This window comes from Pedobacter sp. UYEF25 (assembly GCF_054061655.1).
Map to the genome: position 1 here is coordinate 1 of NZ_JBSSEL010000011.1, position 16,425 is coordinate 16,425.

Consider the following 16,425-nt stretch of genomic DNA (forward strand, 5'->3'; position numbering starts at 1 on the left):
AAAAAAGGAGCTGCCCTAAACAGGCTGGCACAAAGCCGCCTTGAAAAATAAAGATAGAAATTATTTGGAATTCATCACAGAATCTTTAATTGGCCCTTAAAGCCAATTAAAGATAAAATGGACAGCGTGTAAAAGCGCCCTAATAATTAGCGATAATGTCTATTCGAAATAGCCGACAACTTAGTTTTTGCTCCTTAATTTTCCCTACTTCCCTTGATTATTTCAATGCCACCTTGCTGTAAATATGGTATTCGCCGGGTACTAACGAAGCATTGTAAGTATTAGAACTTAAGTTTATTGTAGAACCAACAGCATCTACCCAACCGCCCGAGCTGCCAAAATCTACATTTGCAGTCTGACTTACCACATCAAAATTACCAACCACCACTACGGTATTACTCGCATCGCTAAGTTTCATGTACTTCACACCCCCGTTTAAACTAAACGTTGGATTCGGTGCTGTAAAAATCACGTTGTTGGTTTTCAATTTTATAAACTTCGAATACGCATCGTAAAGTGCTTTTCTATTTGGATCGGTGTAATATTCTGGATGAATTGGCTTTTCTCCAGTACGTCCGTTCGTGTTTATGCTGATGTCGTAACCCAGCTCTCCAAATTGCCAAACTAACTTCGGACCTGGAATGGCGAATAAAAATGCAGCTGCCATTTCCTCACGCTTAAGTGAAGTAGGCAAATTGCCTTTGATTACATAGGCGCCGAAAGCATTTCCGAAGGCAACATTCTTGTAATTCAACCGCTCTTCATCATGACTTTCACCATAAGTAACTAAATTTTCTGATTTTGTAAAACCGTGGTTTTGATAAAATCCATTAGAAAAATCGGAAGTCGGGATGTAGCCCATGGTGGCTTCGTTCATGTTGTAGTTTAGGTTGTTCCACATCATCATCCCTTCATTTGCATACACTTGCTCTTCGGTTTTATCGGCAAAAAGTTCTAAAATTGTGTAGAAATTATTGTTGTCTATACTCTTTATAAAATTGTTATAATCTTTCCAAATGGCAATTCTATCGATATCGTATGTAGAAAAACCTGCATCATCTGTAGAATAATGCTGCGTAAAACCCTTCGCTAAATCGAATCGAAAACCATCAATTTTATATTGCTGCATCCAAAACTTAATTACGTTTTTGGTAAAATATTTAGTCGCCGGGCTATCGTGGTTAAAATCATAACCTACATTAAAAGGATGTTTTGGATCCGCGTTAAACCATGGACTTTCTGCGGTAGGTTTGCTGCCATCGAAATAAAGCTGCACCATTGGCGATTGCCCGAAAGAGTGGTTCAACACCATATCTAACACAACTGCAATTCCGTTGCTATGACATTCGTCTATAAAAGCTTGCAAGGCAACCTTAGTTCCGTAATATTTGTCGGGCGCAAAATAAAACGATGGATTATAACCCCAACTAGAATTTCCTTCAAATTCGTTAACCGGCATTAACTCGATCGCATTTATGCCTAAAGTTTTTAAATAAGGAAGCTTGGCCAATGTAGACGCATAATTATGATCTACGGTAAAATCTCTAACAAGCAGCTCGTAAATAACCAGGTTATTTTTCGCCGGACGAACGAAACTGGCGTTTTTCCAAGTGTAAGTGGGTTGGTTTGCTTGCATGATGCTAACAATACCAGTTGTTTTTCCTGTGGGATACGCCTTTAAATTAGGATAAGTGGCTGCAGAAATGTATTGATCGTTTTGAGGATCTAATATTTTTTCGCAATAGGGATCAGCAATTTTAAGATTTCCATCTACCAAAAACTGGTACGCATATTCCTTATTCGGATCTAAGTTATCGATTTGTACAAACCAGGTTTTTCCATCGCCGGTATTTTTCATAGGATTGGCCACACCTTGCCAATTGTTAAACTCTCCAATTATCGAGACCGATTTTTTACCGGGCGCATACAACGTTACAATGGCTGAAGTACCATTGTTTATAAATGCAACGCCATCTTTTGCACCTACGGGTAACTCTACATTTGCTATCGGCGGCATCACAGGCGTAACAGGCCCATCAGTTCCGCCTGGTCCACCTTTTTTGCACGCTACAGAAAGGGTAACTACAATTAATAAAAGGTTTAATATTTTTTTCATAGTATTCGTGCTATTAAATGCTCAATGGATTATACAGACCTATCTTCTTCTATTTGTAGTTTGGTTGATAATGTTTCGTCGACTCTTTTGCTTTCTCTTATGAATAAGAAACAGATAATGGCTGCTACAATCATCAACCCGCCGCCTAGCTGTACAGCAAAAAGTCTATCATTATTTAATACGTTTTTCATCAACCAACCAAAACCTAAAGAGGCGATAATTTCTGGCAGCACAATAAAAAAATTGAAGATGCCCATGTAGATTCCTATTTTATCTTTCGGCAAACAACCGCTCAACATGGCATAAGGCATAGATAAAATACTCGCCCATGCTATACCAACGCCGGTCATACACACAAAAAGCATATTTTTATCGTGCACCCATCCCACACTAATTAATCCCGCAGCTCCAATTACTAAACATAATGCATGGGTGGTTTTCCGTCCGAAAGTATCTGCAATTTTGGGCAACACCAATGCGAACAAAAAAGTAATCACGCTGTAATAGGCCAAGGTCAAACTGCCAAAGTCGGCCCCAGTGGCGTATACAGGATCCTGTGCATCAACACCTCCAAATACATTTACGGCAACCGCAGTGGTATAATAAAACCACATTAAAAATAAACCGGGCCAGGTAAAAAACTGAACTAGGGAAATAATCTGCATGCGTTTTGGCATGTTTTTTAGCGCCGAAAAAATTTCAGAAACTCCTTTAGAAAATCCTGCTTTCTCTTTCTTCATTGCCGACAACTCGTCTGCCGACGGCGGATATTCCTTTGTGGTAAAAACGGTATAAAATACAGCTGCAAAAAAGAAAAAAGCGCCAATATAGAATGAATACTGTACGTTTTCTGGGATCTGCCCCATCTCTGCAGTATTCTGCAAATGGAAAACGTTATTCATCAACCAAGGCAAAGAAGATGCAATACTTCCACCCAAACCAATCATTAAACTTTGCATCACAAAACCCCTATTTACCTGACTATCGGGAAGTTTATCTGTAACAAATGCCCGAAATGGCTCCATAGAAACGTTCCCAAATACATCTAATACCCAAAGCAATCCAGCTGCCATCCATAAAGCAGAACTGTGGGGCATGGCGATAAGCGCCAAGCTACTAATGATTGCGCCGATCATAAAATACGGTCGCCTTCTTCCAAATGTTGGATGCCAAGTGTTATCACTTAGGTATCCGATTATTGGCTGAACGAGAAGTCCAGTTAATGGAGCTGCTAAAAACAACAAAGGCACCTGATCTGGATTCGCACCCAAACCTTCGTAAATACGACCCATATTTGCGCGCTGCAAGTCCCAGCCAAACTGGATTCCAAAAAAACCCACACTCATGTTTATAATCTGAACCAGACTGAGTTTTGGATTTTCGATAACTGACTTTATGTTCATATTAATGCGTTTATATTCTTGTTGGTTCTCGGTTCAAATTCAGAAATCAGTTTCTACAATCGGTTATCCGTTCAGTTTTAAAATACTATAATTTGAGCCGATACTGGAGCTACGGTTACCTTTATCGCTGAAGCACCTGTTTTTTCTACTTTCACGTTGTTCAGCAAATCTTTTAAGTCTAAAAGTGCTTTATTACTCAATATTTTAGACGGAATTGAAATATTCGTGGCGAGAGTTTTGGTTCTATCAAAATTGACAACTATCAATAGCCGCTGAGTTTCGCTTTCGCGGATAAATGAAAACATCCGCTTATTCATATCGGCCGTTGGAGAAATCTGATACGTTTTTCCGTTCCTTATTGCGTCGCTTTTAGTAGTTATCTCTAGCAATTTTTCATAAAATTTCCTGAGCGATTTCTCATCGTTTCTAAGTTTGGCGCCATCGAATTTCCCACCATTCATCCACTTTTGATGATTTGGTACTCCCCAATAATCGAATATGGTGGTTCTATTGTCATCACCACCAAACCCTTCTTTTCCTTTACCAGGCTCGCCAACTTCTTGCCCGAAGTACAACATCACAGGTCCTGTTCCTAAAGTTGCCGAAACCACCATGGCCGGTATTGCGAGCTCAGCTTTCCCTGCAAAACCCGTAGAAGCAATACGCTCTTCATCGTGATTTTCTAAAAACCGAAGCATGTGCTTGTCTAAATTGGCACTATCTGCGTTAATTATCCTGGAAATATCTCCAACATTGGCTGCAGAATCATTTCTGATTAACTTTTTAAGTCCATCGTACAACCCAACCTTATCATACAGGTAATCAAATTTGCCTTGACGGATAAATTGGCTGTAGAGTGCTGAATTATAAGCTTCGCCAATAAAAATGAGATTTGGATTTACTTGTTTTATTTGCGGAATTACCCAAGACCAAAATTCTACCGGCACCATTTCGGCTACATCACAACGAAATCCATCTACTCCTTTTTTTGCCCAAAAGGTTAAAATATCTTTCATCTTTTCCCAAACTGGCGGTATTGGGGTAAAGTGGTTGGAATTATTTCTGTAATCGACTCCGTAATTTAATTTAACAGTTTCGTACCAATCGTCTGCTTTGGGAGATTCGCTGAAAACATTATTTCCCGTTGCCTTTGCAGGGTTCTCATTGTATTTGCCGTCTTGCAACGAACTGAGCAGATTCGATTGCTTATCCATTTTGGGGACAAGAAATGCTTTTCCCGGAACGTAATAAAAATCGTTTTTTGTAGTAAAAACACTGTCTTTAATGTCTGTCGCGCCAAAATCCATTACGTTGGTCGGCTTGGCATTAGAAAGATATCCACGAGCCACATGATTTGGAACAAAATCTATCAAGACTTTTAAATCTTTTGCGTGGGTCCGTTTTATTAGACTTTCAAACTCTTGCATGCGGTGGTCAACGTTCACAGCCAAATCCGGATCGACATCATAATAATCTCTAATGGCGTAAGGAGATCCTGCCCTACCTTTAACCACGTCTGCATCGTTAGGTATAATCCCAAATTTGCTATAATCTGTTAAACTTGCATGAGCGATGACGCCGGTGTACCAAATGTAATTTACGTGCAGTTCTTTAATTGCATCTAATGCTCTATCGGTAATGTCGTTAAATTTTCCACTTCCATTTTGCGTAATGGTTCCGTAGGCCACATTACTTGTGTCCTTGTTGCCAAATAACCGAGGTAAGAGTTGATAGATTACAATTTTTTGTTCGTTAGCTTTTGTTGGAATAACCTGGTCGCTTTTACAAGAAAAACCAAGTACGGGAATACACATAGCGAGAAAGTAAAATAGGGAGTTAGATAAAGCATTTTGTCCATCAGTTGTTATTCGCTTTGCGCGAAATGAGTTACTAATTTCTATGTTCTTATCTATTCGGTTCATGCTATCCTTCATTAAATGCTAAGTTGGCATTTTCTATGTGAACTTCTTCGTTAGGATTCACGGTGTAAGTTGTCTCATTCATCACAATATTTGCTGCAGATTTTCCACTATTACAAACCGCCATTTGATCTGGAGATATGTTTACTTTTAAAATGGCTCCTCTAAACCCGATGGTAAAGGAAAAGCGTTTCCATTTTGATGGTAAAAACGGATTGAAGTAGAGTTTTCCATCGCGCACACGCATACCCGCAAAACCTTCTACAATGCTCATCCAGGTGCCCGCCATAGAGGTAATGTGCAAACCATCTTCTGTATCGTTGTTGTAATCGTCTAAATCTAGCCTTGCAGTACGTAAGTAAAACTCGTATGCACGAGCTTCGTCGTTCAACTTTGCGGCCAATATGCTATGCACGCAAGGCGATAAGGAACTTTCATGTACCGTACGCGCTTCATAAAAATCGAAATTCCGTCTCAGCGTTTCTATGTCGTAATCATCCTCAAAGAAATACATGCCTTGTAACACGTCGGCTTGCTTAATAAAACACGACCTAAGAATCCGATCCCAACTCCATTTTTGGTTGATTGGCCGATCTTTACCCGGTAAATCTTTAACTAAAACTTGTTCTTTGTCTAAATAGCCGTCTTGCTGGAGAAAAATCCCTTTTTCTGCATCTGTCGGATAATACATCTTGTCAATGATGCTTGTCCAATCGGCAATTTCTGTATGATCAAAATTAATTCTCTGTAAAACTGTTACACACCGTTCTTCGTCTAATCTGTTAACAATGTCTATCGCTTCTATTGCGTATTTTAAACACCAAGTTGCCATGGTACTGGTGTACCAATTGTTGTTTACATTGTTTTCGTATTCATTAGGCCCGGTAACTCCGAGCATCACAAACTGATTTTTATCTTCGCTCCAATTAACACGTTGTTTCCAAAACCGCGCAACTGCGATAAGCACTTCCAAACCATAGTCTACCAGATAATTTTCATCTCCGGTATACCGTATGTAGTTAAAAATTGCATAGCTAATGGCTCCGTTTCTGTGGATTTCCTCGAAGGTAATTTCCCACTCGTTATGGCATTCTTCACCATTTATGGTTACCATTGGGAATAAAGCGGCGCCCTTATCAAAGCCTAACTTCTCAGCATTTTCTATTGCTTTGTCTAATTGGTTGTATCGATAAATAAGCAAGTTTTTACTAACTTGTTGGTTAGCGGTTGCCAAATAAAACGGTACGCAGTAGGCTTCCGTATCCCAATAAGTAGAACCACCATACTTTTCTCCGGTAAAACCTTTAGGGCCGATATTCAACCGATCATCTTTACCAGTATACGTTTGGAAGAGTTGAAAGATATTAAATCGAATCGCTTGTTGCGCAGATACATCTCCATCTATCACGATATCGCTTTGTTGCCATTTGTTTTCCCAAGCATTTGCTTGTACTTTCCTTAAGGCCTCAAAACCGGCTTCTCTTGCTAACGCAATGACTTTTTTACACGCGGCTAAAAGTTCTACTTTAGGATGGTTTTCAGAAGTTACATTCGCTGCCAGTTTCGTTAACACTATTTCCTCATTGGCTTTAACAGCTAGGGTAAAAACCTGACCAACAAATTTCTCTCTTCTAATCTGCTGAACATCAGGGGTTAACACCTTGTTGTTTTTACTCACGGACATAAAGGTTCCGGTGCAGGCATGAAAATCTGTTTTTTTAGTCGCTAAGGTTAAATAGCTTTCCTCGTCTGAGAGCTCATCTCCAATAAAATCCCAAAATTTCTCGTCGTAATTGCTGTCTTGATTTTTAACATCGCCATTTAAGAAGGGCATTAGTGTAATTTCACCATCAAAATTTAGCGGAGTAATGCTGTAGGTAAGTGCAGAAAGCTCGTCATTGGCAATGCTGCAAAAACGGGTAGATTTTATTTTGATAGACTTTCCACTCTCAAAAGTGGCTGTAAAACTACGTTCTAAAATACCGTGTTTCATGTTTAGAACACGAGTAAAATCTGCAACTTTTACCTTAGCCAAGTCTAATATTTCTTCGCCAATCTTAACCTCAATATCAATCCAAGTGGCTGCATTAAGTACCTTTGCAAAATATTCTGGATAACCATTTTTCCACCATCCTACTCTGGTCTTGTCTGGATAATAGATGCCAGCCAAGTAATTTCCTTGTAGGGTTTCGCCAGAATAGCTTTCCTCGAAATTAGCCCGTTGCCCCATACGGCCGTTGCCTATGCTAAAAATACTCTCGGATATTTTATTTAAAAGTGGATCGAAACCTTTTTCGATAATATTCCACGCATCTGCTACAATGTAATTTTTCATAATTATAGTATCAAGTAGTTAGTATCAAGTATCAAGACAACAGCTTGTCACCTAACCTACAGCCTTGTTTATAGCCTCTTTAAATCTTCTACTGTTAATTTATCTACACCACTTACCACCAAAGTTGCTTCAGTAAGTATGCTTTTGTCACCTATCCCAATGGATTTCATCCCTGCATTTATCGCTGCCTGAATACCCGCAACTGCATCTTCAAATACCACACATTGTGCAGGCTCGAAGCCTAAAAGTTCGGCACCTTTTAGAAAAACTTCTGGATCAGGTTTAGACTTGCTCACCATGTTCCCATCTACAACCTCATCGAAAAAATGACTGAGCTTCGTGTTTTTTAGGATAATGCTGGAGTTTTTACTCGCCGACCCTAAAGCCAATTTATAGCCACTTTCTATCAAAGCTTTCAAAAATTCTTCTACTCCAGGCAATACTTCTGCAGGGGTCATTTTATTGATCATATCTACATACCACCCATTTTTAAGTGTGGCAAGCGCTTTTTTCTCTTCCAGAGTTTTGGTGAGGTTGCCCCAAGCAAGAATTTTATCCAGACTTTCCATTCTGCTAATGCCTTTTAATTCTTCATTTTGGGCTTCTGTAAAATCAAAACCCAGTTGATTGGCAAGCTGTTTCCAAGCTTTATAATGATAACCTGCGGTATCTACCAGCACGCCGTCAAGATCGAAAAGGCAAGCTTTGATTGAGATTTGAGTTGGGAGATCTGAGATTTGAGACATAAGATGTAGGTTGCGGGTTGTAAGTATTTTATGGTTAAAATTTCGGTGGGATATTTTAAAGATTTTGGCTTGTACACCTTTAGCAGGAAACTTTTAACCCATAACCTTTAACCTATTTCCCATCGCCTATTCAAGTTCCAACACCAAAGTGGTATGTGCTGGTATTTGAATGTTTTTAAAATCGAGGAGTTGCCCGGTGACGATGTTTTTTGCTTTAGTTATCCCAGCGGTTCTTTCTGAGAAGCGATCGGTTGCCAAAGTTATTTCCTTCTCATTACCATTTACAATAACCATTACGGTGCCTTTTGGACTCCCTTCGTTGTATCTGAAATAAACATATACCTCGTCTTTCGGTAGATAATGCATCAATTTACCGGTTTGCAAGGCTTCGCTACGTTTACGAAAATTCGCCAAAGTTTTTACAAAATTGAACGCTTCATTTTCTTTTTCGGTTCTTCCAGCGGCTGTAAATGCATTTTGTTTATCACCCTTCCATCCACCAGGAAAATCAGACCTAACCAAACCGTCTGGATTAGAATAATTTTTCATTAAGATTTCAGTGCCATAATACATTTGAGGAATTCCGCGCATGGTTAACAATATTGCCATTCCAGATTTGTATCTGTCCAAGTTTTCATTAACCATCGAGTAAAACCGACTCATATCATGGTTATCTAAAAAGATGCTGTTTTTGGTAGGATCTTTATAAAGAAAATCGAGCGCAAGGGTTGAGTATAAACGATTGACGCCATCATTCCACCCACTTTTACCGTTGAGGGATTCATAAATAGCATCTTTTAGAACCGCATCTGTAATGCCAGGCAACTGGGTATCAAACCCTCTATTTACGGTGTTGCCACCAGTAAAGAACGCCTGACTTGCAACCGAAGAAACGAGAGTCTCGCCAAAAACAGAAAGATTTGGAAATTCATCATGCAGCTTTACCGCCCAATCAGCCATAAATTTAGCATCATTATATGGGTAGGTATCTAATCTTAAGCCATCTATCCCAGCATACTCTATCCACCAAATGTGATTTTGTGTAAGGTAATTTTGCACGTAAGGATTGCCCTGGTTTAGATCTGGCATGCTTGGAACGAACCAACCATCTAACATCTGCTTCTTATCAATAGCCGCAGCATATGGATCCATAACAGGTTGATCTCTATAATTGGTTTGCGTATAAACAGGCCATTGATGCACCCAGCTTTTCATGGGCATATCTTTAAAAAACCAATGGCCAGTGCCAATGTGGTTGTGCACCACATCTTTAATAACTTTTAAACCTTTTGCGTGGCACTCATCGACAAACTTTTTATACAGTGCGTTGGTACCGAAACGAGGATCTATTTTGTAATGATCGGTAACTGCATAGCCATGATAGGATGCCAAAGGCATGTCGTTTTCTATGGCAGGAGTCATCCAAACGGTGGTGACACCCAAATCTTTTAGATAGTCTAGGTGATTTATAACACCTTGTAGATCTCCACCATGACGATAATACATGCTGTCTCTACTGAATTTAGTTTCCGCCATGCCAGTTACAACATTGTTGCTACTATCTCCATCGCTAAAACGATCTGGCATCAACAAATAAATAAAATCTTTTTGCGTTACTCCTTGAATGCGAGTTTTAGCGTTGTTTCTTAAACGTAACTCATAAGTAGAGTTAAGACTTTTTTCACCTTTGGATGAAAAAGTGATTGCGAAACTACCAGGTTTTGCCGCAGCAGAAATGTTAAGATCTAAGAATAAATAATTCGGATTTTCTACCTTGTTTACTTTAACTAAACTAACACCAGGATATTTTAGCGAAACGGTTTTAGACCCAATTTTTTCACCGTGCACCAACAACTGAAGCTTAGGGTTGTGCATTCCTGCGAACCAAAACATAGGCTCTATCCGCTCTATGTTAGGGATTTGTGCAAATAAATTTGCGGATAACGCAATAGTAAAAATTAAACTAATCAACCTCTTCATCACTTCTGTTTTTTAAAATTTAGCACAAAGCATATTTAGACAGTCTATTCGAAGACGGTTTCAAATTTGCTATAATGTGTGTATTGGTTAAAAAAGATGCCTACAAGCCTATTCAAAATCGTCAATCTTTTGATGGGAGGCTAGCAGAACGAAAATTTAAGTCCTGCAAAATTATCTTTTGCAGGACTTAAATTAATTATTGCTTCTCTACCTTATAAGTACCGGTTTTCCCGTCGGCATTAAGGGTTAAAGAAATGTTGTAGGTGCCAGCACTAGTTATTTTAATATTATCGCCACCATCGCCAATGTTGGTTCCCCAATCGTGGTCTTTTCTAAATTTCATTTCCCCTGGCTGGAGCGGCAAGGTGATTTTCCAAGTGTTACTTCCGTCGTTAATGAATTTCATGTCTAGTTCTTTGTAAGAGCTAAGACCTGTAGGCCAATCTGAAGGCGTTGCACTTCCTACTGCTGCCCAAACGAGAGGCGTAATGGTTATTGTCTTTTCATTTAAATCTACCACCAATTGTTTTGCTCCAGAGGTAAGAGATGTTAGATTATCACCAGAGGAAGCACTAATTTTACCACCGCCTGCATCGCCATAAGCAACATCCCATTTTTTCTGAGGGGTGATTTTAAACTCGCCACCATCAAAAGGTATGATACCTGTATAAATGCCATCTCCTGTTGGAGATATTAAACTATCTGCAGTAGATGGATTCCAGCCCTGATAATTGCCAGGAACATAAATCCACGCTGTAAGTGGAAACGGTTTAGCGCTTATGGTAAGCACATTACTGTAAACAGGTGCAACAGTATTAGATATAGAAGATTTTACACGTACTTCGATATCACTATTAACCGCACTAGAAAGTTTTAACCCTAACAGTAGGTTGTTAAAATCTAATCCGTTAAAAGCTTTTGTAGTTGCGTTTGTCTCTAAAATGGTTTCACTAGGTTTTTCGAAATTTGTTCCTTTAGGCGCTATTTGCAATACATTGCTTACCGCGGCTTTGAAACCAAAATTAGCACTAGCCATGTTAAAGGTCACAACGTCTTTGGTGAGCATAGATTTATCTACCACTACGGTAGATGTAGAGGCCTTTAAATCGCCTGAAGAACCACTGGTTGCAACTGTTCTGTTTTCGTCTTTTTTACAAGACCATAGGGATAAAGCAAGAAAGCTAAATGCCAATGATTTAAAAAGTATACTTCTCATAATTATAAATTAACGGTTAATAACCAGGATTTTGAGTTAAATTTGGATTGGCCAATAAATCTGCCGAAGGAATTGGGAACAAGTTTCTAGACGCTTGTAAACCTGACCCCACTTTTGTACCCCCTTTAAATGGCCACAAATAATCTCCGCTTGTAAACTTACCAAACCTAATTAAATCTGTACGGCGATGAGCTTCCCAATATAATTCTCTAGCATTTTCATCTAAGAAGAAATTAGTATTGATAGAAGTTACGTTGCCAGAAGCATTTCCGTAAGCACGTTGACGAAGTAGGTTTACATAAGTAACAGCTTGAGCTGTGCTACCACCGGAACCGCCTCTTGTAACTGCTTCACCATAAATTAAATACTGTTCTGCCAAACGGAATAAAGGAAAATCTAAAGAACTAAAAACGCCATTCAAAGATGCAGGTGTAGCGCCATTGGATGTCACGTTCTTAAATTTGGTCACACGTAAACCATCTGTAAATACGCCAATGTCTTCTACATTTTCTTTGGTACCGAAAAACATGGCACGTTTATCAGTATTTCCACTTGGATCAGCAAACACAGCAGGCAGGTTTTGCCTTGTTCTATTACCGACCCAACCACCACTAGGAACTCCAAACGAGGCTGGATTCATATCGCCGTTTAAGGCAGCATTAATTAAGAAAGTAGTCCCTCCATAATTCGTACCCTTAACGCCATCATAAGTAATACTTAGAATCGTTTCTGGATTGTTCTTATCATTATCCGCCATAAAAAGACTTGCATAATTAGACTTTAACGAATATCCAGAATTAATCACCTTAGTAGAATAAGTAATGGCATCAGTGTATCTTGGAGCGCCCGAGTAAACCTCTGCATTTAAATAAAGTCTTGAGAGAAGTGCCCAATCTGCAGCTTTATCTGCCCTACCATATTCATTCGTTTTCGGTTCAGCTAAATCCGGCTCAATGGCTTTCAATTCAGATTCGACATAATTAAATAAATCTTTTCTGGTGGTTTGCTTAGGTGCAACCTTACCAATTTGATCGTTTTCTGTGATGAATGGCGGATTTCCAAAAGCATCTAACAATACCCAATATTGAAATGCGCGCAAGAAACGGGCCTCAGCTCTATATTTGGTTATGTTTGCTGCATCGGCACCGGTAATATTTCTGCTTACTAATTTTTCTGGCGTGCTCTCGCGAAGAAATTCGTTAGAGACGGTAATTTGGTAAAGGCTCCTTGCGTATAGCCCCTTTAAGAAAACGTTGTCTGCCGACCATTGACTTTTATCCAAGTCTGGGATGCCGATATCTCCCCATGCACAAATGGCTTCATCAGTGGTTAACTCTTGAGAGGTCCAGAACAACCTGAGAAAGTCAGAGAATCCCGCATCGATACCGCCTAAATCGCTGGCGTCCGAACCGCTAGAACTTGTCAAGGCATAACTTGCATACAATTTTACCAAGCTTTGTTTGTAACCTGCCGCAGTGGCGTAGACCGCTTGGTCGGTTACATCATTGGTTGGCAACACGGTGAGCGAATCCTTTTTACAGCTAGACATTGCCAAAAAAGAAAACCCGATAGCCAGTACTAATTTTAGTGAATTTTTCATCTTCATTTTTTTTTTAAAATCCAACATTTACACCCAAAGAGTAAGTTCTAGGTCTTGGGTAGATGCTATAATCTATTCCGCTAGCAATTTCTGGGTCTAAACCTTTGTATTTAGTTACGGTAAAAACGTTTTGACAGTTTGCAGATAGCGTTAAATTTCCGCCCCCATTTTTCTTTAGTTTACCAAAATTGTAGGAGATGCCTGCATTATCCATTTTTAAGAATGAGGCATTCTGAATGTAATAATCACTCAAATACTGATTGCTTTGAAAGTTTGTAAACAAAAAATCAGAAACGGTATTGTTTATTAATCCAGCAGGGTTTAAGATATTTGTTTTGATTCCTAAATTTGAGGACACATTATCATATACATAGTTTCCAAAATTAGCTCTCAACGCTGTGCTTATTGTTAATTTTTTATAAGTAAACGAAGTAGTGTAACCCAAAGTAACTACAGGATCTCCCGACTTATAAAAATATTGATCGTTTGTATTGATGATGCCATCTCCATTTAAATCAGCATAAACCCCTTCTAGTGGTTTACCGTTCGTATCGTATACTTGTTTATACACATAAAAAGCTTGTGGTGTCTGGTTAACCGCATTGTAAGTCAAAACAGTTCCAGTTCCTCCGGCAATTGTGCCAGCTGGTACCGGACTAGTTACGCCTTTTGTTAGGGTTAAATTGGTAACCTTGCGTTTGTTGTAAGCGCCGTTAACACCCATTGTCCAGTTAATATTTTCGCTTCGGATAAGAGAAACATTTATATTAGCTTCCAATCCTCTCACATCCATATTGCCCACGTTTGTAGTTAGCAAATTGCTAAAGTTTGTTCCTATCGGAACATTTACTGTACTCAATAAATCTTTTGTTTTTTTATAATATGCATCAATGCTACCATAAACTTTGCCATCTGCAAAACCATAATCCAAACCAGCATTGTAAGTTGTGGTACTTTCCCATCTCAAATCAGGATCATACGCTGCAGGACTATAATAGTTATAAAACGTATTTCCAACTTGATACTGTCCGTTATTGCTACTGTTGTAATATTTAGGCAGGTAATTGTAATTGCCAATGCCGTCTTTATTACCAGTTTGGCCATAACTTAGGCGCAATTTCAGATCAGACAATACCTTACTGTCTTTAAGAAAATCTTCGCCTATAGCTCTCCAAGTAAAACCTACCGAAGGAAAATATCCCCACCTATCCTTTGGAGAGAATCGAGAAGAAGCATCTGCACGCATGGTACCCGATAAGATGTATTTATCAGACAGGGTGTAGACAAATCTACCATAGTAAGAAAGCAACTTATTGGCCTCTACAGAAAAAGGAAATGTTGGTGTAGTTAAAATTTCCCCCGTTCCTTTATAAGTTGGAAGTCCATAGTTGGTAGTTGAATTGTCGTAATAGCCATAACCTGCGGTCACATCAAATTTGCTATTAATGCTTGATACGTTTTTAGTGTAGTTTAAATAAAACTCAGAGAATTTATCAGATTCTGTATTCAATCTATTTCCGTAGAAACCGTTTGTCGAATTGCTTTGAGCAGCAAACGTTGGAACTCTCGTAGCTCCCGTACCTTTAGAAACATCGTATCCCAAGTTTAGGTTGGCATGTAGTTCTGGCAAAAAGTGGAAAGAGTAATCTAACTGGATGTTGCCGAAACTGCGCTCGGAACTTCCGTTATTATCTTGAAGTTTAATTAATCCAAGAGGATTTCGAGGCGCATTTGGGTTTGGCACATTGCCTTGCAACCATTCATAATATCCGCCATAATTATTATTGCCAGAAAAAACTGGCTGAGTAGGATCAAATGATAAGGCTGCACCGATAGCGCCAGTGTTTGCGAAATGTGAATCGGTTAAAGACCCCTTTAAATTTAGGTTTACCTTTAAGTGATCCGTAAAAAACTTTGGACTCAAATTAATTGATCCCGTAGCCCGGCGTAGTTTATCTGTAATCAACAATCCGCTTTGGTCTAAATAACCGGCTGAAACACGATAAGGAACGTTTTTTAATGTTCCTGAAATGCCGAGTAAATTATCAGTAGAAAATGAATGTTGAAAAATTTGATCTTGCCAATCTGTATTGGACGTTCCCAATAATGCTTTTTGTGCGGCACTGCCATTTGCGTTCACATAATCACGAACCTGGGCCGCAGAAAGCACATCCACTTTCTTGGATACGGTTCCAACTGAATTTATCGAATTAAGAGTGATCACTGGAGCGCCTGCTGTACCTTTTTTTGTAGTAATTAAAATTACACCATTTGATGCACGAGATCCGTAGATCGCTGTTGCGTTTGCATCTTTTAGAACAGTGAAAGTTTCTATATCATCAGGATTGATCAATGTCAAAGGACTTGGTGCGTTGCCAATACCATCGCCGCTAAACGGCACCCCATCAACCACGATAAGTGGATCATTACTTGCGTTTAAGGATGCACCGCCACGAATCCGAATCTGACTGCCAGAAAATGGTCCACCACTTTTAATAATGCTAACACCAGATACCTTCCCCTGAATTAATTGTTCTGGAGAGGTAACGGGACCTTTTTGAAAGTCTTTAGAATTTACCGTAGTAATTGCTCCTGTTAAATCTTTCTTCTGTGCTGTTCCATAACCAATTACCACCACTTCGTTCAGTTTTTGCGCATCAGGCTCAAGTTGAAAATTTAGCGTGTTATTGCCGCTAACGCTTGCTGGCTTTTCTAATGTTTTATACCCTATAAAACTTACGGCTAACGTTACAGAGCCACTTAGACCCGTTAGTTTAAAATTACCGTTTACATCTGTGCTGGTACTTTTTGTGGTTCCCTTAACCAAAATACTGGCTCCGGGCAAACCGCCTCCAGTTTCATCAGTTACCTTGCCACTTACCGATCCGGTTTGTGCATTTACCACTAATGCCGAGAAAACAAGCAACATCAAAAGCGCTTGTTTAAACAGGTATAGTTTTCTCATAATTATTTGCATTTTAAGATTAAAAATTCGATTAGATAAAACAGTGTTTTACACTCTGGCCTAATTTACACCAGTATTTTAGATTTAAAAATAAAATATAAAACTTTTTATAAAAATTACTTTTTGCGCAGAAAGCAAGCCAAGT

Annotated in this window: 9 protein-coding genes; all 9 read right to left on the minus strand. The window is 39.1% G+C overall.

Annotated features, from left to right (window positions below):
- Window positions 1–217: 217 nt before the first annotated feature.
- The 9 genes from ACVWYG_RS11490 to ACVWYG_RS11530 all read right to left on the minus strand — a co-directional run bounded on the left by ACVWYG_RS11490 (window position 218) and on the right by ACVWYG_RS11530 (window position 16,280).
- Window positions 218–2,116 (minus strand): alpha-amylase family glycosyl hydrolase, encoded by a 1,899-nt coding sequence (locus tag ACVWYG_RS11490; RefSeq protein WP_457270364.1) that lies wholly within the window; start codon window positions 2,114–2,116, stop codon window positions 218–220.
- A 29-nt stretch (window positions 2,117–2,145) separates the two neighbouring features.
- Entirely contained in the window at window positions 2,146–3,519 is a 1,374-nt protein-coding gene (locus tag ACVWYG_RS11495; protein WP_457270365.1) for an MFS transporter, read from the minus strand.
- Window positions 3,520–3,596: 77 nt separating this feature from the next.
- On the minus strand, window positions 3,597–5,441 hold the full coding sequence (locus ACVWYG_RS11500; protein ID WP_457270366.1) for an alpha-amylase family protein: 1,845 nt from the start codon (window positions 5,439–5,441) through the stop codon (window positions 3,597–3,599).
- Window position 5,442: 1 nt separating this feature from the next.
- Window positions 5,443–7,773, minus strand: a complete 2,331-nt coding sequence (locus tag ACVWYG_RS11505) for a glycoside hydrolase family 65 protein (protein ID WP_457270367.1) — start codon at window positions 7,771–7,773, stop codon at window positions 5,443–5,445.
- Between the two features lie 68 nt (window positions 7,774–7,841).
- The gene (pgmB, locus tag ACVWYG_RS11510) at window positions 7,842–8,519 is read right to left on the minus strand and encodes a beta-phosphoglucomutase (protein ID WP_457270368.1); all 678 of its coding nucleotides are present in this window, start codon (window positions 8,517–8,519) and stop codon (window positions 7,842–7,844) included.
- Window positions 8,520–8,645: 126 nt separating this feature from the next.
- Complete coding sequence (locus ACVWYG_RS11515) at window positions 8,646–10,499, minus strand: glycoside hydrolase family 13 protein (protein ID WP_457270369.1); 1,854 nt, start codon at window positions 10,497–10,499, stop codon at window positions 8,646–8,648.
- 196 nt (window positions 10,500–10,695) lie between these two features.
- Complete coding sequence (locus ACVWYG_RS11520; RefSeq protein ID WP_457270370.1) at window positions 10,696–11,715, minus strand: SusE domain-containing protein; 1,020 nt, start codon at window positions 11,713–11,715, stop codon at window positions 10,696–10,698.
- A gap of 16 nt (window positions 11,716–11,731) precedes the next feature.
- The gene (locus ACVWYG_RS11525) at window positions 11,732–13,315 is read right to left on the minus strand and encodes a RagB/SusD family nutrient uptake outer membrane protein (protein ID WP_457270371.1); all 1,584 of its coding nucleotides are present in this window, start codon (window positions 13,313–13,315) and stop codon (window positions 11,732–11,734) included.
- 13 nt (window positions 13,316–13,328) lie between these two features.
- Window positions 13,329–16,280 (minus strand): SusC/RagA family TonB-linked outer membrane protein, encoded by a 2,952-nt coding sequence (locus ACVWYG_RS11530; RefSeq protein ID WP_457270372.1) that lies wholly within the window; start codon window positions 16,278–16,280, stop codon window positions 13,329–13,331.
- Window positions 16,281–16,425: the final 145 nt, after the last annotated feature.

Bases quoted from the DNA above. Each gene is read 5' to 3' on its own strand.
- ACVWYG_RS11490 (WP_457270364.1), bottom strand. From the start codon at position 2,116: ATGAAAAAAATATTAAACCTTTTATTAATTGTAGTTACCCTTTCTGTA.
- ACVWYG_RS11495 (WP_457270365.1), bottom strand. From the start codon at position 3,519: ATGAACATAAAGTCAGTTATCGAAAATCCAAAACTCAGTCTGGTTCAG.
- ACVWYG_RS11500 (WP_457270366.1), bottom strand. From the start codon at position 5,441: ATGAACCGAATAGATAAGAACATAGAAATTAGTAACTCATTTCGCGCA.
- ACVWYG_RS11505 (WP_457270367.1), bottom strand. From the start codon at position 7,773: ATGAAAAATTACATTGTAGCAGATGCGTGGAATATTATCGAAAAAGGT.
- pgmB (WP_457270368.1), bottom strand. From the start codon at position 8,519: ATGTCTCAAATCTCAGATCTCCCAACTCAAATCTCAATCAAAGCTTGC.
- ACVWYG_RS11515 (WP_457270369.1), bottom strand. From the start codon at position 10,499: ATGAAGAGGTTGATTAGTTTAATTTTTACTATTGCGTTATCCGCAAAT.
- ACVWYG_RS11520 (WP_457270370.1), bottom strand. From the start codon at position 11,715: ATGAGAAGTATACTTTTTAAATCATTGGCATTTAGCTTTCTTGCTTTA.
- ACVWYG_RS11525 (WP_457270371.1), bottom strand. From the start codon at position 13,315: ATGAAAAATTCACTAAAATTAGTACTGGCTATCGGGTTTTCTTTTTTG.
- ACVWYG_RS11530 (WP_457270372.1), bottom strand. From the start codon at position 16,280: ATGAGAAAACTATACCTGTTTAAACAAGCGCTTTTGATGTTGCTTGTT.